16 protein-coding genes are annotated in these 18,535 nt (G+C 49.9%); 11 read left to right on the top strand and 5 right to left on the bottom strand.

Annotated elements, in window-relative coordinates; all coding sequences use genetic code 11:
- The first annotated feature begins 294 nt into the window (after nt 1–294).
- The 8 genes from CRG49_RS08480 (at nt 295) to CRG49_RS08445 (ending at nt 9,319) form a co-directional block, all read left to right on the top strand.
- The gene (locus CRG49_RS08480; protein WP_095503705.1) at nt 295–972 is read left to right on the top strand and encodes a response regulator transcription factor; all 678 of its coding nucleotides are present in this window, start codon (nt 295–297) and stop codon (nt 970–972) included.
- 12 nt (nt 973–984) lie between these two features.
- Nucleotides 985–2,397, top strand: coding sequence for a HAMP domain-containing sensor histidine kinase (locus tag CRG49_RS08475; protein ID WP_095503706.1), 1,413 nt, complete (start codon nt 985–987; stop codon nt 2,395–2,397).
- A gap of 83 nt (nt 2,398–2,480) precedes the next feature.
- Nucleotides 2,481–4,916, top strand: coding sequence for a bifunctional acetate--CoA ligase family protein/GNAT family N-acetyltransferase (locus CRG49_RS08470; RefSeq protein WP_095503707.1), 2,436 nt, complete (start codon nt 2,481–2,483; stop codon nt 4,914–4,916).
- Nucleotides 4,917–4,993: 77 nt separating this feature from the next.
- Nucleotides 4,994–5,242 (top strand): 30S ribosomal protein S16, encoded by a 249-nt coding sequence (gene rpsP / locus CRG49_RS08465; RefSeq protein WP_095503708.1) that lies wholly within the window; start codon nt 4,994–4,996, stop codon nt 5,240–5,242.
- Nucleotides 5,243–5,258: 16 nt separating this feature from the next.
- Nucleotides 5,259–5,768, top strand: coding sequence for a ribosome maturation factor RimM (gene rimM, locus CRG49_RS08460; protein ID WP_095503709.1), 510 nt, complete (start codon nt 5,259–5,261; stop codon nt 5,766–5,768).
- Nucleotides 5,768–6,517 (top strand): tRNA (guanosine(37)-N1)-methyltransferase TrmD, encoded by a 750-nt coding sequence (gene trmD, locus CRG49_RS08455; RefSeq protein ID WP_095503710.1) that lies wholly within the window; start codon nt 5,768–5,770, stop codon nt 6,515–6,517. Before rimM ends, trmD begins: the two co-directional genes overlap by 1 nt.
- A 13-nt stretch (nt 6,518–6,530) precedes the next feature.
- The gene (gene rplS, locus CRG49_RS08450) at nt 6,531–6,896 is read left to right on the top strand and encodes a 50S ribosomal protein L19 (protein ID WP_095503711.1); all 366 of its coding nucleotides are present in this window, start codon (nt 6,531–6,533) and stop codon (nt 6,894–6,896) included.
- Nucleotides 6,897–7,300: 404 nt separating this feature from the next.
- Nucleotides 7,301–9,319, top strand: coding sequence for a BCCT family transporter (locus tag CRG49_RS08445; RefSeq protein WP_095503712.1), 2,019 nt, complete (start codon nt 7,301–7,303; stop codon nt 9,317–9,319).
- Between the two features lie 82 nt (nt 9,320–9,401).
- Here CRG49_RS08445 and CRG49_RS08440 read toward each other — a convergent pair whose 3' ends face one another.
- Nucleotides 9,402–9,749 (bottom strand): helix-turn-helix domain-containing protein, encoded by a 348-nt coding sequence (locus CRG49_RS08440; RefSeq protein ID WP_095503713.1) that lies wholly within the window; start codon nt 9,747–9,749, stop codon nt 9,402–9,404.
- Nucleotides 9,750–9,873: 124 nt separating this feature from the next.
- On the opposite strand from CRG49_RS08440, the gene CRG49_RS08435 reads away from it, so the two are divergent.
- From CRG49_RS08435 to CRG49_RS08425, 3 genes are read left to right on the top strand one after another with little or no spacing between them, the layout of a single operon-like run.
- Nucleotides 9,874–10,755 carry an NAD-dependent protein deacetylase gene (locus CRG49_RS08435; protein WP_095503714.1) on the top strand — a complete coding sequence of 294 codons (882 nt, stop codon included), beginning with the start codon at nt 9,874–9,876 and terminating at the stop codon, nt 10,753–10,755.
- Complete coding sequence (locus tag CRG49_RS08430) at nt 10,739–11,314, top strand: hypothetical protein (protein WP_095503715.1); 576 nt, start codon at nt 10,739–10,741, stop codon at nt 11,312–11,314. The genes CRG49_RS08435 and CRG49_RS08430 overlap by 17 nt, the downstream gene beginning before the upstream one ends.
- Nucleotides 11,298–11,882, top strand: coding sequence for an HD domain-containing protein (locus CRG49_RS08425; protein WP_095503716.1), 585 nt, complete (start codon nt 11,298–11,300; stop codon nt 11,880–11,882). Before CRG49_RS08430 ends, CRG49_RS08425 begins: the two co-directional genes overlap by 17 nt.
- Nucleotides 11,883–11,942: 60 nt before the next feature.
- Here the strand turns inward: CRG49_RS08425 and pepN are convergent, their stop codons facing one another.
- The 4 genes from pepN to CRG49_RS08405 form a co-directional block, all read right to left on the bottom strand.
- The gene (gene pepN / locus CRG49_RS08420) at nt 11,943–14,633 is read right to left on the bottom strand and encodes an aminopeptidase N (RefSeq protein WP_095503717.1); all 2,691 of its coding nucleotides are present in this window, start codon (nt 14,631–14,633) and stop codon (nt 11,943–11,945) included.
- Between the two features lie 180 nt (nt 14,634–14,813).
- Nucleotides 14,814–15,269, bottom strand: a complete 456-nt coding sequence (locus CRG49_RS08415) for a chorismate lyase (RefSeq protein WP_095503718.1) — start codon at nt 15,267–15,269, stop codon at nt 14,814–14,816.
- 135 nt (nt 15,270–15,404) lie between these two features.
- Entirely contained in the window at nt 15,405–17,846 is a 2,442-nt protein-coding gene (locus CRG49_RS08410) for an acyl-CoA dehydrogenase (protein ID WP_095503719.1), read from the bottom strand.
- Nucleotides 17,847–17,924: 78 nt separating this feature from the next.
- Nucleotides 17,925–18,374 carry a MarR family winged helix-turn-helix transcriptional regulator gene (locus tag CRG49_RS08405; protein ID WP_095503720.1) on the bottom strand — a complete coding sequence of 150 codons (450 nt, stop codon included), beginning with the start codon at nt 18,372–18,374 and terminating at the stop codon, nt 17,925–17,927.
- Nucleotides 18,375–18,535: the final 161 nt, after the last annotated feature.

Below are 18,535 nucleotides of genomic sequence, written 5' to 3'. Positions count from 1 at the left end.
CCGCCGACCGAGAAAGACATTGGACTATGAGACACCGGGTGATCTGTTTTCAGCAGCCCTTGCCAATGGCATTTGAGCGTTGCACTTGAAATGCGAATGTAAGGGCCTATTGTTTCCAATAGGCCGTCTGAAATGTAAAGGCCTTTACATTCATTGCAAAAAAGCGCAAAAGCATAGAAAAAGAAGCTATCAACAATAATGCAATGCGTGTTAAGATAAGTGCTATTCTTGATTCACTGCTTTTGTTAATAACCAAACAAAAACAGCGCATACAACCACCAAAAAGGAATTCTCATGAGCCGCGTACTATTGGTAGATGACGACGCTTTATTGACCGAACTGTTAACCGAATACCTGACCGCCGAAGGCCTGAACGTACACAGCGTTCCCGACGGAGAAGCTGGCGTGCAGGAAATCTTATCGGGTCAATACGACGTGGTCGTATTGGATTCCATGATGCCGAAAATGAACGGCTTGGATGTTTTGAAAAACGTCCGCACCCAAAGCACCATACCGGTGATTATGTTGACCGCCAAAGGTGACGACATCGACCGCATCATCGGTTTGGAAATGGGCGCAGACGACTATGTGCCAAAACCTTGCACCCCACGCGAATTGTTGGCGCGTATCAACGCGATTCTGCGTCGCGCACAAAATAATGCCGAGCAAAGCAATACGCCAAACAGCATTGCCGTGAGCGATGTGGTGCTGTATCCGGCCAAACGCCAAGCCACCATCAAAGACTCCCCGTTGGAATTGACCAGCACCGAATTCAACCTGCTGGAAGTATTGATGCGCCATGCCGGCCAAGTCGTGAGCAAAGAGACCTTGTCTGTCGAAGCCTTAGACCGCAAATTGGCCAAATTCGACCGCAGCATCGACGTGCATATCTCCAGCATCCGCCACAAATTGGGCGATGCTTCGTTGATTCAAACCGTGCGCGGCTTGGGCTATTTGTTTGTTAAAAACTAAGATTCAGTCCCCATGAAACTGTTTCAACGCATATTCGCCACATTTTGCGCCGTGATTATCTGCGCAATCTTTGTGGCGAGTTTTTCATTTTGGCTGATGCAAAACACCTTGGCCGAAAACCAGTTTAATCAACGCCGTACCATCGAAACGACGTTGATGAACAGCATTGTTTCCGCGTTTAAATCACGCGGCGATGCCGGTGCGCGCGAGATTTTGTTCGAATGGAAAGACAGCCCCGTCTCCAACGGTGTTTTTGTCATTCTCGGCGACAACAAGCGCGATATTCTCGACCGCGACATCGACACCAAAATGATTGAACGCGCCCGCGCCTTTGCCATCAACAACCCAAAATCCGATTTGGCACACATCGACTACGACCGCTTCGGCGAAGAATATCTCTTCTTCGTGCGCGGCTGGGACAATCAACAGGCGCAACGTTTGCCAAGCCCGTTGTTCATTCCCGGCTTGCCACTGCCGCCGATTTGGCACGAATTCATCATCCTTTCCTTCATCATTCTGGTCGGCTTGCTGACTGCCTACATCTTGGCGGCCAACATCACCAAGCCCATCCGTATTTTGGGTAAAGGCATGAATCGCGTGGCCAATGGCGATTTGGAAACGCGTATTTCGCAACAAGTTGACGATCGTGATGATGAATTGTCGCACTTGGCACAGCAATTCGACAAAATGGCGGAAAAACTGCAAAAGCTGGTCGCCAAAGAGCGTCACCTGCTGCACCACGTTTCCCACGAAATGCGCTCGCCGCTGGCACGCATGCAGGCCATTGTCGGCCTGATTCAAGCGCAGCCACAAAAGCAGGATCAATACCTGAAACGCTTGGAAGACGAATTAACGCGTATGGATACCTTGGTGGGCGAGTTGCTGACTCTGTCGCGCTTGGAAACGTCCAACATGCCGCAGGAAAAGGAAAACCTGAAACTGATTCCTTTCTTAACCAATTTAGTGGAAGACAGCCAAAGCGTGGCGCAACAAAACCATCAGTCCGTCACCTTACAAATTCAAGGCAAAATTCCGGAAACCGCCACTGTGTCGGCCAACGAGAGCTATTTATATCGCGCGTTTGACAATGTGATTCGCAATGCCATGAATTACAGCCCTGAAGGCAGCGACATCAAAGTCAACATCGGCCAAGACAGTAAAAACTGGATTGTGAATATTACCGACAACGGTCCGGGAGTAGATGAAATGCAATTGCCGCACATTTTCACTGCATTTTACCGCGCCGACTCCAGCGCCAGCAAACCGGGCACCGGCCTAGGCTTGGCTTTGACCAAGCACATTGTCGAGCAGCACAACGGTAAAATCATCGCCGAAAATGTCAAACCTAACGGCTTGAATATGCGTTTCATTTTCCCGAAAACCAAACCTTCCGGTGAAAAAAGCAAAAACGCTGCAGCGGTATAAACCCATCAAGGCCGTCTGAAAATACCTTTGTTTTCAGACGGCCTTTTTCATTAACGCAACCGATTTCACACGAAAGCACCCTCATGAATACACAGCCCATGCCCGGCTATTTTTTCATGCCACAACACATCATCTTGGTTGGCGCGAGCGAACGGCCGCACACTTTGGGCGAACGCATCTTAACCGCGCTTCTAGGTTCTTCGTTTCAAGGTGAAATCACGCCGGTCAATTTACGCCACAAAACCGTGGCCGGTTTGCCTTCATACCCGAATTTAAACAAAATCGACGACCAAGCCGACTTGGTGATTGTCGTCACCCCACCCGACAGCTACGAAACGCTGTTTAAAGCCTGCCGTAAAAAGCAGCTTCACCACTTGATTTTGATTCAAGACTGGGAAAGCCTTAGCGAAGAAGATTGGCAAACTGCCCGCCAAGCGATTCAAAAGCATCACGGGCAGGAATTAAACATCAGCGTGTGCAGCCCTGCCGGCATTCAATTGCCCACCCAAGGGCTAAACACCGGCCTGTTGCCCGATTTTCCGGCCGGTCATGTTGCACTATTGACCGGACAAGCAGCAGTCAGCAGCGAAATCGATGTCATGTTGCGCCGTATGCAGCAAGGTGTTTCACGCCACATCAGCCTGAATTACGACCTCAGCCCTACTTCTGCTGCCGATTGGATCAACCGCTTCGGCCACAACCGCCATACCCGCATCGCCGTGGTGCAGCATAACCCTGCCGAAAACCAGCGCAAACTGTTCAGCGCCATCCGCCACTTCGCCCGCCACACCCCAATTATCGTGTACTGCACCCATGCCGTGGACGATACAGAACGCGCTATTTTAGAAAGCCTAAGCCGCCACTGCAATTTCCTGCTGACACTCAACCACAACGAATTGGCTGCCGCTCTACATGCCCGTTTGTCCGAAATCAAGCCAAGCAACCAGCTCACCGCGCTGGGCAACACGCCGATTGGCTGGTTACAACCAATTGCCGCTGAAATGGGCATCCAATTAACCCTGCCGTCTGAAAAACCCAATCTGCAAAACGGCTATCTGGGCAGCATACCTACCGCCGCACATTACCGCAGCATGGCCGCGCAACAATTGCAGCAAAATCACACCCAAGCCCTGCTCGCGGTAATTGCACCGAGCGCCGAGCACAATGAAACCGCCATCGGTAAAATGCTGAATCATTTGGCCAAACAAACCGATAAACCCTTGCTCATCAGCAGCCATGTTTCAGACGGCCTGTTACATTTCCCCAACCCCGAACAAGCCTTACAAGCCTTGTATTTACGCAATGTCGCCGATCGTTTACAACAGATACAGCACGAAATCGCACCGGCAAAATCAGGCCGTCTGAAAAACATCGACGGCGAAGCTGTTGCCGCGGCCAAAGACCATGCTAAAAACTTAGCGGCCGTACTGCATCTGCCTGCCTATCAAAATGACAATACTTATCCGTTGGTCAAACTGACTTTCAGACGGCATCCCCAATACGGCGCCATCATCAGTGCAGCCGACCTAAACCGTACCATCGCCGTGTTGCCACCGTTTACCACGCTCGATACGGCACGTCTTTTGCGTTTTACCGACTTAAACCGCTATCAAGATGCCATCGAGCAGTTTGTGCACAGCATGAATGCCTTGGTGCAAAATCCCGAGCTGTTCAACGGCGAAATTATCCTGAATATCAGCAGCAACCAAATCAGCAGCGATTTCAGATGGCCTACCCAACCTGCGCCTGCTTCGCATAAAAATAACAGGCCGTCTGAAAAAACTGTCGAAAAACCAAATCTGCCGACTGCCGATGACTTCAACCACCGCATGCAGGCTGCTGCCGAATTCCTGCGTCACAGCAATGCCCGTGCCAGCGAATTTATCCGCACCACCAGTGAAGCAGCTGCCGAATTTTGGCATCAAAAAAACAACACCGACAAACCCAAACCGGCAGAAAACGTGCTCGCCCCTTATCCAACCGATTATCCAAGCGAAATTAAGTTAAAGAATGGGCAAACCGTATCGGTTCGCCCGTTTGAACCCGAAGATGCCGAAGCGAAACAGCAATTTATCCGCCGACTGTCACCGCAATCGCGCTACACCCGCTTCATGACCCGCACCAACGCGCTACCACAACCGACACTTGCCCGATTCAGCAAGCTCGATTACCACAGCGAAGGCGCATGGATTGCCGAAAATTCAGACGGCCTGATTGTCGCCGTCAGCCGCTTCAGTCGTCTAACCCGTGATGAATGCGAATTTGGCATTACCGTTTCCGAAGACATGCGCGGCAGCGGTTTGGCGCACGAAATGATGCAACTGATTATCCGATTAGCAACACAACAAGGCTACCAAAGCATGAGCGCGGAAATCCTAAAAGAAAACACCGCCATGCTGAAATTGGCCGAAAAATCAGGCTTTAGCCTGATGGAATCGGAGCAGGACAAAAATCTTTACCAAGCCAAACTCAACCTTTTACCAACCGAAGAGCAAGGCAAGGAGAAGTTTAGGCAATAAATACTTGCCTAAACACCACAAACTAACCTAAAATAAACAGTTTCTATATCTCCGAATTTATCAAAAGGACTCAAAAAATGGTAGTTATCCGTTTGGCTCGTAGTGGCTCTAAACACCGCCCTTTCTACAACATCGTGGTTGCTGATTCACGCAACCGTCGCGACGGCCGCTTCATCGAGCGCGTTGGCTTCTACAACCCAGTTGCCAATGAAAAACAAGAACGCGTACGCTTGGCTACTGACCGCCTGAACCACTGGATCGGTCAAGGCGCGCAATTGAGCGAAGCCGTTGCCAAATTGGTTAAAGAGCAAAAAGCTGCTGCTTAATTAACCGCACATTGCCATGACAGACACGCAACAATGGGTAGCCATGGGCTACATTAAAGGCGTATTCGGCGTCAAAGGCTGGCTTAAAATCGCTGCCAACACCGAATACACCGACAGCCTGCTGGACTACCCGCAATGGCAGTTACGCAAAGACGGCGAAATCCTGACCGTCACCATCGAAGCCGGTAAAGCCGTCGGCGATGAATTACAGGTAAAATTCGAAGGTATCGATGACCGCAACCAAGCATTTTTGCTGCGCGGTTATACCATCGAAATCCCCCGCTCCGAATTTGCCCCGACTGAAGAAGATGAATTCTACTGGGCAGATTTAGTGGGCATGACCGTTGTCAACCAAGAAGGCTTGACTTTAGGTACGGTCAAAAACCTAATGGAAACCGGTGCCAATGATGTCTTGGTAATTCACGGCGAATATGGTCAAAAGCTGATTCCGTTTGTGTCGCAATACGTTGGAAACGTAGATGCCGACAAACAGACCATCACCGTTGACTGGGGCTTGGATTACTGATGTTGATTCAAAGCATTACCTTGTTTCCGGAAATGTTTGACAGCATTACCGAATACGGCGTGACCGGTCGGGCAAGAAAGCAGAATTTATGGCAATTTCATGCCATTAATCCGCGCCGATTTGCCGACAACAAACTCGGCTACATCGATGACCGCCCTTTCGGCGGCGGCCCGGGCATGATTATGCAAGCGCCTCCGTTGCAAGCCGCAATCGATGAAGCGAAAAAAAACAGCGCAAGCAACAGCAAAGTGATTTACCTCAGCCCGCAAGGCGCATTGTTCAACCATCAAAAAGCGGTTGAATTGGCGCAATCAGACAGCCTGATTTTATTGTGCGGCCGCTATGAAGGCATTGACGAGCGCTTGTTGCAACACAGCGTTGACGAAGAAATCAGCATGGGCGATTTTGTCGTTTCTGGTGGTGAATTGCCGGCGATGATGCTGATGGACGCGGTATTAAGATTTGTACCTGGTGTATTGGGCGATATTCAGTCTGCCGAGCAGGATTCGTTTTCAGACGGCCTGTTAGACTGTCCGCATTACACCAAACCTTTAGAATTTCAAGGCATGGCCGTGCCGGATGTTTTGCGTTCGGGCAACCATGCATTGATTGCCGAGTGGCGGTTGAAACAATCGCTGCAACGCACATTAGCGCGCAGACCGGATCTTCTGGAAAAGCGCAGTTTAATCCCAAAGGAAACCCGCCTCTTACAAGAAATCTTGGCAGAGCAACGGGAAATCCAATCATAATCTAGGAAAAACAATGAACCTGATTCAACAATTAGAGCAAGAAGAAATCGCTCGTTTGAACAAAGAAATCCCTGAATTTGCACCAGGTGACACCGTAGTCGTGTCTGTACGCGTAGTAGAGGGTACCCGTAGCCGTTTACAAGCTTACGAAGGCGTGGTCATCGCCCGTCGTAATCGTGGCTTAAACAGCAACTTCATCGTACGCAAAATCTCTAGCGGTGAAGGCGTTGAGCGTACTTTCCAACTGTACTCTCCAAACGTTGAAAAAATCGAAGTAAAACGCCGTGGTGACGTTCGCCGTGCGAAACTGTACTACTTGCGTGGCTTGACTGGTAAAGCAGCCCGTATTAAAGAAAAATTGCCTGCTCGTAAAGGTTAATTTACCTAATTTAAACCCGCTTTTGAATAAAGCGGGTTTTTTATTACCCACTCCTCCCTATTCCATCGCTAAGTTCACCCACAAGTTTCACACATCATTGATTCAGAAGATTAAAATTCATATTTCCCTATTCATATTTCCCTATTTTTCATAACCTTCTTGTTTAAAAAATTTTCTCACTTAAAATCAAATAACTAAAAACATAAAATATCTTAAAAATTCCGGCTAATTGTTGGCAATTTTACAGAAACTTGTTAATTCGTTATAATTATTGATTATTTTCTCAAAAAAGCAATTTAACGGCTTTGATTAAATTGTTTCTTACCTTCGCTTTTTCTGTTTATGACAGAAGGCCGTCTGAAATTTATATCGCTATCTGACGCGATACCAATATGGAGAAGTTAATGAGTCTTAACTCGCTCATCCAAAATAAATCCTCTTTCAATCCAATTGTGATTGTCGCCACATTAATTTTCGTTGTTCTATTACTGGTCGGCACACTCGCTTTTCCGGTGGGCATGCAAAATACGCTCAACTTTCTGAAAGAAGGTATTTTTCAGCATTTTAGCTGGTTTTATATTTTAACCTTTTCGATTTTCTTGTTTTTCTTAATCTTCCTTGCCATCAGTAATCTTGGCAGCATCAAATTGGGCACCGATGAAGAAGAGCCTGAATTTTCATTCATGTCGTGGCTGTCTATGCTGTTTGCCGCGGGCATGGGCGTAGGTTTGATGTTTTTTGGCGTGGCCGAACCCTTGTCACACTATGCTGACCCCATCAGTAACGGCGATGCAGAATCTGCTATGCTGCATACCTTTTTCCACTGGGGCATCCATGCGTGGGCGATTTATGGCGTGATTGCTTTGGCGCTGGCCTATTTCGGTTTCCGCTATAAATTACCGCTGGCCTTGCGTTCGTGTTTTTATCCGATTTTAAAAGACAAAATCAACGGCCGCTTGGGTGATGCCATTGAAGTCATGGCGCTGATTGCCACGCTGTTCGGTATTATTACTACCTTGGGCTTTGGCGCCATGCAGTTGGGCTCAGGCTTGCAGCAAATTGGTTGGGTATCGCAAAACAGCTTCAGCATGCAAGTTATCGTGATTATTGCCGTGATGACACTGGCCGTGACTTCAGCCGTATCCGGCGTGGGTAAGGGCGTAAAAATCCTGAGTGAAACCAACTTGGTATTGGCCGTATTGTTGATGTTGTTCGTATTGTGCACTGGTCCTACCCTGCACTTACTGGGTGCATTCAGCAACAACTTGGGCGATTACATCAGTAATTTGGTCGAACTGAGCTTCAAAACCTATGTGTACGAATCCAGCAATACCGCTTGGTTCAACGGTTGGACCGTGCTTTACTGGGCATGGTGGTGTTCATGGGCGCCATTTGTCGGCCTGTTTATCGCTCGTATTTCACGCGGCCGCACCATTCGTGAATTTATTTTTGGTGTATTGGTGATTCCAAGCGTGTATTGCGTGTTGTGGTTTACCATCTTCGGTAACAGCGCCATCTGGCTGGATGCCAACGTGGCTAACGGTGCCTTGGCTGGCCTGACTTCTTCACCAGAAAAATTGCTGTTTGCCTTCTTAGACTACCTGCCGTTGCCAACATTGAGCAGCATTGTCGCCCTGATCATCATTTCTTTGTTCTTCATCACCTCTGCCGACTCCGGCATTTATGTGTTGAACAGCATTGCGTCACGTGATAAAAGCATGGTCTCGCCAAAATGGCAGGCCATCATGTGGGGTATTTTGATGTCGGCGATTGCTATTGCCCTGCTCAATTCCGGCGGCATGAGTGTATTGCAAACTATGACCCTGATTACTGCTTTGCCGTTTGCATTTTTGATGATTCTGATGGCCTTCAGTTTATGGAAAGCCTTAGAAGCCGACCAGAAATACTTCAAAGCAGCAGTGACCCCAACCAGCAGCTATTGGACAGGCGAGCGTTGGAGAGAGCGTTTGCAAACCATGCTCAACCAATCTCAGGAACATGATATCCACAGTTTCCTGAAATACACCGCCCTGCCGGCCATGCGTGAATTGAGTATGGAAATGAACAAAGGCTATGGTCTGACCGTGCAAGTCAACACCGAAGCGTTGAACGATGAAGAACCGTCGATTGAATTGGTGATTGAAAAATCGACCATGCGTAACTTCGTATACGGCATCAAATCCGTGCGTTACGACATCGCCGAGCAATTGGTACAGGAAAGTAACCTGCCGCATATCCGCAGCAACACCACTTACGCACCGGTCACCTATTTTTCAGACGGCCGCACCGGCTACGACGTGCAATACATGAGCCGTGAAGAATTGATTGCCGACATGCTGAAAAACTACGAACGTTACTTAAGCCTGATGGAAGACGTGGGACAAGAAATCATGTCGCACGAGCAAACCGAATTGGCTGAATAACATTTAAAATCAGAAGGCCGTCTGAAAGATAATCTTTCAGACGGCCTTCTTCTATTTCATCGATAAACGTTTAAATTATGCGTTAATCTTTCGCTGCCATCACGCGGTTTTTCTCGCCCCAGTCACACATGCTGCGAATAATCGGCCACAGCGAACGGCCTTTTTCCGTCAGGCTGTATTCTACTTTTGGCGGAATCTGCGGATACTCCTCACGGTGAATCAAACCATCGGCTTCCATTTCCTTCAAGGTATTGCTCAACATTTTAAAAGTAATCTCACCCAATAGCCGCCGCAATTCGTTGTAGCGCACCACTTCGTATTTCGACAAAACATAGATAATCTGCAATTTCCATTTGCCGTTCAATACCGATTGCGTATAGCTGAAGAAGGTTTCCTCATCGGCAATAATCTTGCTTTTGTATTCTTTCATCCGCTCTGTTCTTTCATTTTTAACTATCCTTTTAGATAGTATATATCTAAAAAGTGCATACTTGTTTTAAAAAATATATCGCCAATATTATAGCCATAACTTATCTATCACACAAGGCGAAATCATGAATCAAGATTACCAAACCCAGTTAAAACAAGCTGTTGAGAAAATCCGTGAAGCTGAAGTCATTATCATCGGCGGCGCTTCCGGTTTATCCACCGCCAATGGTCACGACTTTTACAATCACAGCGATTATTTCAAAAAACACTTCACCGAATTCGAACAAAAATTCAGCGTAACCGGCTGTTTCCAAGCCTTATATCACCGCTATCCAAACCGTCAAAGCCGTTGGGCATATCTATCCAAACACGCCACCGCCATGTTTGACGAGCCGGCAGGACAAACCTATCTCGATTTGCGGAAACTGGTAGGCGACAAACCTCATTTCGTCATTACCACCAACCAAGACATGCAGTTTTCCAAAGTATTTGATGAAGACAAAATTGCCTATCCGCAAGGCGATGCGCATTGGCTGCAATGTAGCAAACCATGCCATGATGCGGTGTATCCGGCAGAAGAAGCCGTCAGAAAAATGGCGGCGAGCATCGAAGATTGCGCTGTCAATCCGGCCACCATTCCAACCTGCCCGAATTGCGGCGCCGATTTAGAACCGTGGATTCGTTCATACGAATTTTTGGAAGGCACATTCTGGGCAGAAAAACTGGCGATTTACCAAGATTTCGTGGTGAAAAACCACAATAAGAAAATCTTATTTATCGAAATGGGTGTGGGCCGCATGACGCCCAACATCATCAAATATCCATTTTCTAAAATGGCCAACCTGTGGCTGAATGCTTTCCTTATCCGCATCAACCAAAAAGAAGATTTCTTTCCGGCCATGAAAGAAGGCAAAGCAGTGATTTTCGACCACGATATCGCTGCTACCCTGCACGACTTAGTGGCATTGAAAAACCAACAGGAGCAAAACCATGAATCCGCCGCTTAATGTGATTGCCGATAAAATCCGCCAAGCAGAAAAGATCGTCGTCGGCGCCAGCAATGGCTTATCCATCGCCGAAGGTATCCATATTTTCGCCGACAACGCCGATTTTCACGCCCATTTCGGTGATTTTTCGCAAAAATACGGCTTTCGCAGCATGATACACGGCTGCTTTTATCCGTTCCCAAGCCAAGAAAGCTACTGGGCGTATTTTGCACGACTCTACCATTATATGAACGTGCAAAAACCGGCCGGAAAAGTAATGGCCGATTTACGCAATATCTTAAAAAACAAAGATTATTTTGTTGTTACCAGCAATTTCGACAACCACTTCCGCCAAGCCGGTTTTGCTGAAGAACGCTTGTTTGAAATCGAAGGTGTCGGCACACACAACCAACTGATTAAGCTGCCATTTATGCAGCAAGTCTATGCCCGCGACAATGCGTTTTACATCACTGTCAACAAAGGCGAAATCTATATTCCGCCAGAAATCGCCCCTCGCTCACTCGGCGTAGCCAACGGCTTAACGGAATGGCTGGAGCAACTCAATGCTGAATTTGCTTGAAACCTTTATGCGTGAAGAAATGCCGTCTGAACGCTTTCAGACGGCATGGCAACGTTACCGGCATTGGTATGAATTTCTTCACCGCGAAATCAAGTTTCAAATCCACAGCGATTTGCACGGTTTCGCCCATTGCGCGCGCGTGCTGTTTTACGCCGTTATCTTAGGCGAACGGCTGAATCTGACCGAAACACAGCGCGACATACTCTGCACCGCTGCGGTGTTTCATGATTCGCGCCGCCAAGACGACGGCTACGATACCGGCCACGGCGGGCGGGCTTCGGTGTACTATCGTGAATATTGCGCCGAACACGCTTTAGCATTTGACCCGATTGCCGCCGCATTGATGAAATACCACGACCGAGATGATGATTTCGGCATTGAGCGAATTCAAAAACACCTGCCGAATCAAGCTGATGCTGTTTTACTGTATCAAGCCTTCAAAGATTCAGACGGCCTTGACCGTTTCCGGTTAGGAAGCAACGGACTAGACCCGAAATATTTACGCACAGAAGCAGCTAAAGCAATGATTGGATTGGCAGAAAAATGCGTACAACAAACAACTATCTAAGCTACCAAAAGGCCGTCTGAAAGATTATCTTTCAGACGGCCTTTTCTTTATTTCAATCTATCAAGCCAAAATCTTGCCCACAATCTCGCCTACATCTTTCGACAAGCCTTCCTGCGCTTGAATGCGTTGCAGTTGCGCAGTCATCAAAGCACGACGATGCGGTTCGAGTTTGCGGCAAATATTGAATGCCTGTACCAAACGCGCGGCGACTTGCGGATTGAAGCGGTCGATTTCCATCACCTTATCGGCTATAAATGCGTAACCGCTGCCGTTTTCCGCGTGGAAATGCGGCACGTTGCGGCTGAAGCTGCCCAGCAATGAACGTGCTTTGTTCGGGTTTTCCAAGCTGAATTTCGGGTGGTTTAAGGCCGTCTGAACTTGCGCCAATGTGTCGCTGCGGTGACTGGCACCAATCAGGATAAAGTATTTGTCCATCACCAGCGCATCATCGGCATAGCGTTCGGCAAAACGGTCGAGCAAGGTGTTGCGGCCTTCGTATTCCAAATGGTTTACCGTATTCAACACGCTGATTTCATGGGTCATATTTGGCGAAAGTTGCTCATAGCGTGTAATGTAATATTGTAAACGCGTGCAGGTAGATGCTTCGTGATCTGCGCGTTGTTCGCCTTCGTAATTGCCCACTTGGATGGTTTGGTGACGCTCAACCCGAATCGTCAACAAGCGTACTGCCGCCAGCAGCGCACGCACACCGGCCAGCTCCGGATGGTATTCATACGGCGTGTCAATGCCGCTTTCAGCTTCTTGTGCCAATGCCCATTCGCGCGTTTCAGCCAATTCGTTGATGCAGGCTTCGGCCAGCGCATTGAGCAAAGCTTCGCGCGCTTGGTGGTAATGCAACGGGTTAATGTTGTCGGCACCATCCCACAATTCGCTTTCAGATGGCACTTGCAATAATACGGCTTTAAACGCGGCATCTAAATCGGCATTGCTTAACACTTGTTTCACTGCCTCAATCAAGCCCGTATGCTGCGGCAAATCTTCACCCGCCTCAATCGCGGCCAGATTGGCAGCAACCGCGCGTGAATACAGCGTTTGCGCGGCTTCCCAACGGCTGAATTCATCAGAATCATGCGCCAACAACAAGGCCAAATCGGCATCTCGATACGGATAATTCAGATGCACCGGCGCAGAAAAACCGCGCAGCAATGACGGCACCACCGCTTCGTTGACCCCGCCCAACACAAATTCCTGCTCCGCTTCGGTCAACAGCAACACCGCTTCGCTCACACGCTCGCCTTGATAGTCAAATTCCACCGCTTCGCCGCGCTGATTGAGCAGACCGACTTTCACCGGCATCATCATCGGCTTTTTCTCCGCAGCCGGCATATCAGGCGTGCTCGGAATGCTTTGTTTGATGTGCAACACAAAATCATTATTGTTCAGACGGCCTGTGATGTCTAAAGTCGGCGTACCGGCTTGGCTGTACCATAAAGCAAATTGGTCGAGGTTGATTTCATTGGCATCGGCCATTGCGTTGCGGAAATCATCGCAAGTCGCCGCTTGACCGTCGTGGCGTTTGAAATAGAGCTTCATGCCTTTTTGGAAGCCTTCTTCGCCCAACAGCGTGTGATACATGCGCACCACTTCCGCGCCTTTTTCATACACGGTCATGGTGTAGAAATTGTTCATTTCTTCATAGCTGGCGGGGCGCACTGGATGCGCGGTCGGACCGGCGTCTTCGGGAAACTGATGCTGGCGCAGCATACGCACGTTGTCAATCCGACGCACGGCACGGCTGGCGCGGTCGCCTGAAAACTCCTGATCGCGGAACACAGTCAGGCCTTCTTTCAATGAAAGCTGAAACCAGTCGCGGCAGGTCACGCGGTTGCCCGTCCAATTGTGGAAATATTCATGGCCGATAACCGATTCGATGCCCTCGAAATCCGCATCAGTGGCAGTTTGACTGTCGGCCAGCACATATTTGGTATTGAAAATATTGAGGCCTTTGTTTTCCATCGCGCCCATATTAAAATCGCCGACGGCCACGACCATGTAAATATCCAAATCATAAGCCAGCCCGAAGCGCGTTTCGTCCCATTTCATCGCGTGTTTCAACGATTCCACCGCAAACGGCACTTTAGGCTTGTCGGCCTCAGCAGTGTAAAACTCAATGGCCACCTCGCGGCCGGTCTGCGTGGTAAACGTGTCTTGCGTCAGCGCCAAATCGCCCGCCACCAGCGCAAACAGATAGCTCGGCTTGGCAAACGGATCCAGCCATTTAACCCAGTGACGGCCGTCTGAAAGCGCACCGCCGTCGATTTTGTTACCGTTGGACAACAACACCGGATAGCGTTTTTTGTCGGCCACAATCGTGGTGGTGAATTTGCTCATCACATCGGGGCGGTCGGGATAAAACGTGATTTTGCGGAAGCCCTCCGGTTCGCATTGGGTAAACAGATTGCCGCCGCTCTCATACAAACCCATCAGCGACTTGTTTTCAGACGGCAGCAAGCGCGTTTCCACTTCCAAAACAAAATCTTCAGACGGCGCATCCGCCACTGTCAATTGCTCGCCGTTTAAAACATAATCCACTGTTTCGCCATCAATTTTCAGCGACACCAGTTCCGCCGAACCGTCCAGAACCAACGGCGCACCCGCACGCTTGGGTTCGACCAGCAAGCGCGCCTTCACTTGCGTGTGCGTATCGAAAATATCGAAATGCAAATCCGTTTTGCGGATTTCGTGCGCCGGAGTTTGATAATCTTTCAGATAATGAACGGTATTGCTCATGGCATTGGCCTTTTAATAATGAATCCGGCCTAAAATATGGGTTTCAGACGGCCTCAATTCAAGCCCGTGCGGCAAACTTATTTCCCTGTCACCGGTTTCAATCACCAACGGATTCACAGCCGACCAAAAGGCCGTCTGAAAAGCCAAGCATATTCAGACGGCCACCCCAATCCGCCAAACTCAAAAACATTCCGCCGCCTGCGGCAAAAAACATTCCGACAAAAACAATTTCTCTCCCTGCCATTCAAACCACGACCGCCTGGCCAGCGCATACGGCGCGATCTCGGCAAACTGCAAAGGGCTTCTCGTCAAACCCTCAAGCCGGTTCGAAAACAGCAGCAATCCCAGCGAAGCCGCCCCTCGGTCGAGATGTTCGCACCAAAGCGACTGCGGCGCACAAACACTTTGCGCATGCACCAGCGGCACACCGTCCAGCAGCAACGTGACGCGGCGCTGGAAAACCACCCGCGGCAACGCATAATCGGCAAACAGATGCGGATCCTGCGTCAGCCCCAACGCATCAACTGCCACCGCAAACCGCCCGCGCGCCGACAAAAACCGCGTCAACGAATCCGCACAAACAAAATCTGCCAAACCGCCCGCCACCGGACAATTTTCCCGCCAATCCAACACCATACGCCACCCAACCCTTGCTGATAAAGCGACATTATATAGCGAAACGGATAGGGTGTTTTTTTATTCAAACAACATCGGAAGGCATGAAAAGGCCATCTGAAATCATTTTCAGACGGCCTGCGCTAATTCAGCCTATTAAAAAACACGGTGTTCAAACGGTTGCGGATTCGCTTTGTTCAAGTCCATATCGAAATCGTCCACGGTAATGGCTATTTTCAGCAGACGTCTTGCCTCACGCAACTGTTCGGCTTCATCAGCGCTGATGAAGCCTTTTTCCACTGCTTCGCTGATTTTTTCAGACGGCTTGTTTGTCGACAATTGTCCTTTGGCTTCAGCCTTGCGCAAAGTCTGTTCCAATTTGTTGGTACGTCGGACAGCCTCCATGGCCGGTTTCAACACCGCCAACGGCTCATCTCCGTTATCCACTTCAGCCTGCGGATGGAAACGGAAACGGGTCAGGCGATCCAGCGTTTCACCATGCTGCTGCATATCGGCAGCCACCTGATGCACCAATTTGTCTTTGGGCGCACTTTCGCGCTTGCCCAACGGCAATACCACCACGCGCAACAAAGCGGCCGCCCAACGGTTGGGCAGGTTGGCTATCAGACCGGCCAACGCGGTTTCGGTTTCGTATAAAGCCAGACGCACGGCATATTCGGCAATCGGCAAATCCGCTTTTTGGGCGCCCTCGCGTTCAAACCGCTTCAGACAGGCCGACGCGATGTAGAGGTTGGAAAACGCATCGGCCAAGCGGCCGGACAGGCTTTCGCGGCGTTTCAAATCACCGCCCAAGCTCAACATGGCCACGTCAGCCGCAAAGGCAAACGCCGCGCTCAAACGATTAAGCCGTTTGTAGGCAAAGGCCAGCGGGCTTCTCGGTGCATAGCCGCCACCGTTGGTGAGGCCAAACACAAAGCTGCGGGCGGCATTGGATGCGCTTTGGCCTAAGTGTTTCTGAAAGGCTTGGTCAAACGCGTTCACATCATCTTTTTGCAACGCATTGATTTCGGTCAGCACATGATGATGGCAGCGAAATGCGCCCTGCCCGAAAATCATCAGGCAGCGGGTCAAAATGTTGGCACCTTCCACCGTGATGCCGATTGGTACAGCGTTGTACATCGAAGCCAGATAGTTGCGCGGCCCGCCGACCACGGCGCGGCCGCCGTGAATATCCATGGCATCGTTCATCACTTTGCGCAGGCGTTCGGTATTATTGAATTTCACCATTGCCGAAATCACCGATGGATTTTCACCCAAATCCAAGCCGGTCAAGGCCAAGTCTTGCGTGGCTTCCATTTGGTAAGTGTGGCCGCCGATGCGCGCCAATGCGTCGGCCACGCCTTCGAATTTACCGATCGGCAAACCGAATTGCTGGCGGATGCCAACCCATGCGGAAGTCGTCCATGCGGCGTGTTTGGCGTTGCCCACCGATTGCGACGGCAGCGAAATGCAGCGGCCGATGGACAAACATTCCATCAACATGCGCCAGCCCTGACCGGCGTAATCACGGCCGCCGATAATCCACTCCAGCGGGAAGAAAATGTCTTTACCCCACACCGGCCCGTTCCAAAACGGCGTTTCGTTCGGGTAATGGCGGCGTTGGTGATACAGACCTTCCATCGCGGTCGGCAGCAGGGCGCAGGTGATGCCGATGTCTTCCTTGCCGCCGAGCAAACCTTCCGGATCGCGCAATTTGAACGCCAAACCAATCACCGTGGCAATCGGCGCCATGGTAATCCAGCGTTTTTCAAAGCTCACGCGCACGCCCAATACGTTTTCATGATGCGAGCCGTCGCGCGGGTCGGTGTAGCTGCCGTAACACACGAAACCGGTGTCCGGAATCGCGCCCGCGTCCGAGCCTGCCCACGGGCTGGTCAACGCGAAACACGGCATATCAATACCCTTCGCCAAGCGCGGCAGGTAGTAGTCTTTTTGCTCGTCGGTGCCGTAGTGCTGAATCAATTCGGCAGGCCCCAAAGAGTTGGGCAGCATAATCATGTACGCCGCGGCCGGGCTGCGGCTGGCGATTTTGGTTGCCACTTTGGCATGTGCATAATGCGAGAATTGTTTGCCGCCGTATTTTTTGTCGATAATCATGGCGATAAAGCCCTGATCCTTCACATACTGCCACACTTCAGGCGGTAAATCCTTATCGTGATGGGTAAAGCGCCAATCATTGAGCATTTGGCACAAGGTTTCGGTTTCGTTATCGATAAAGGATTGTTCTTCTTCGGTTAATTTCGGGTCGCGATAGCCGGATAATTTGCGCCAATCCGGTTTGCCGTTGAAAATTTCCGCATCCCACCACACCGTACCCGCATCAATGGCGGCCTGTTCGGTAGCCGACAAAGGCGGCAGAATGTTTTTAAACAGCTTAAATGCCGGACGGCTGACAAATCTCATCCGCAGCGATGCCACGCCCAACAGCGCACACACCGCCAGCCACAGCAATGCAAACCACCATGCGAATACGCCCGTGAGCAAACCCAATACGCCCACAGCAACCCACAGCCACAACGGTGCGCTGAAAAATGCCAATGAGGCCAAACAAACTATAGCGATGATTGTGCCTAACATCGTTTCTCCTTTATTGATTTTCTCTGTATTTTTTATCGAGGCCGTCTGAAAATAAATTTAGCTTTCAGACGGCCTGTATTAATCGTCGCGCAAATTATCCAACAGCCGCTGCACCGTGGCTTTAAGCATAATCACGCTTTCGGGTGTCAGCCCTTGCAGCATTTTGGCTTCAAACGCTGCCGCTTCTTTCATGCAGCGGGCGAACACTTCGCGGCCGGTATCGGTCAATTCAATCAACACCATGCGGCCGTGATTCGGGTCGTTGCGTTTGGTGACCCAATTGTGCTCCACCATGGTATTCACAATCTGATTGGCGGCTTGCGGCGAGATAAACGAGCGGGCAGCCAATGCGGCATTGGCCGTGGCACCGCGCCGCTGAAGATTCGACAGCATGGTAAATTGCGGCAGACTCACGCCCAATGGTTTCAAGGCTTCGCTTAACTGCTGGTTGACCAAGCGGTCAAGGCGGCCGATGTTGTAGCTGACGGTCGGCTGGTTGGCGGTGTCTTCCCATGATTCATGTTTCATAGCCGTCACTCCGTAATCCTGTGTTTCAAAGCCCGTATCTTACTGCTTTTCAGACGGCCTTACATTCGCATTTCAAGTGCAACGCTCAAATGCCATTGGCAAGGGCTGCTGAAAACAGATCACCCGGTGTCTCATAGTCCAATGTCTTTCTCGGTCGGCGG

This window comes from Neisseria sp. N95_16, assembly GCF_002551535.2.
Taxonomy (GTDB): domain Bacteria; phylum Pseudomonadota; class Gammaproteobacteria; order Burkholderiales; family Neisseriaceae; genus Neisseria; species Neisseria brasiliensis.
Note: the sequence above shows the minus strand (reverse complement) of the source record. Positions and strands in the feature narration are given on the sequence as shown.

Coding starts and splice junctions, on each gene's coding strand:
- CRG49_RS08480 (WP_095503705.1), top strand. CDS start 295: ATGAGCCGCGTACTATTGGTAGATGACGACGCTTTATTGACCGAACTG.
- CRG49_RS08475 (WP_095503706.1), top strand. CDS start 985: ATGAAACTGTTTCAACGCATATTCGCCACATTTTGCGCCGTGATTATC.
- CRG49_RS08470 (WP_095503707.1), top strand. CDS start 2,481: ATGAATACACAGCCCATGCCCGGCTATTTTTTCATGCCACAACACATC.
- rpsP (WP_095503708.1), top strand. CDS start 4,994: ATGGTAGTTATCCGTTTGGCTCGTAGTGGCTCTAAACACCGCCCTTTC.
- rimM (WP_095503709.1), top strand. CDS start 5,259: ATGACAGACACGCAACAATGGGTAGCCATGGGCTACATTAAAGGCGTA.
- trmD (WP_095503710.1), top strand. CDS start 5,768: ATGTTGATTCAAAGCATTACCTTGTTTCCGGAAATGTTTGACAGCATT.
- rplS (WP_095503711.1), top strand. CDS start 6,531: ATGAACCTGATTCAACAATTAGAGCAAGAAGAAATCGCTCGTTTGAAC.
- CRG49_RS08445 (WP_095503712.1), top strand. CDS start 7,301: ATGAGTCTTAACTCGCTCATCCAAAATAAATCCTCTTTCAATCCAATT.
- CRG49_RS08440 (WP_095503713.1), bottom strand. CDS start 9,749: ATGAAAGAATACAAAAGCAAGATTATTGCCGATGAGGAAACCTTCTTC.
- CRG49_RS08435 (WP_095503714.1), top strand. CDS start 9,874: ATGAATCAAGATTACCAAACCCAGTTAAAACAAGCTGTTGAGAAAATC.
- CRG49_RS08430 (WP_095503715.1), top strand. CDS start 10,739: ATGAATCCGCCGCTTAATGTGATTGCCGATAAAATCCGCCAAGCAGAA.
- CRG49_RS08425 (WP_095503716.1), top strand. CDS start 11,298: ATGCTGAATTTGCTTGAAACCTTTATGCGTGAAGAAATGCCGTCTGAA.
- pepN (WP_095503717.1), bottom strand. CDS start 14,633: ATGAGCAATACCGTTCATTATCTGAAAGATTATCAAACTCCGGCGCAC.
- CRG49_RS08415 (WP_095503718.1), bottom strand. CDS start 15,269: ATGGTGTTGGATTGGCGGGAAAATTGTCCGGTGGCGGGCGGTTTGGCA.
- CRG49_RS08410 (WP_095503719.1), bottom strand. CDS start 17,846: ATGTTAGGCACAATCATCGCTATAGTTTGTTTGGCCTCATTGGCATTT.
- CRG49_RS08405 (WP_095503720.1), bottom strand. CDS start 18,374: ATGAAACATGAATCATGGGAAGACACCGCCAACCAGCCGACCGTCAGC.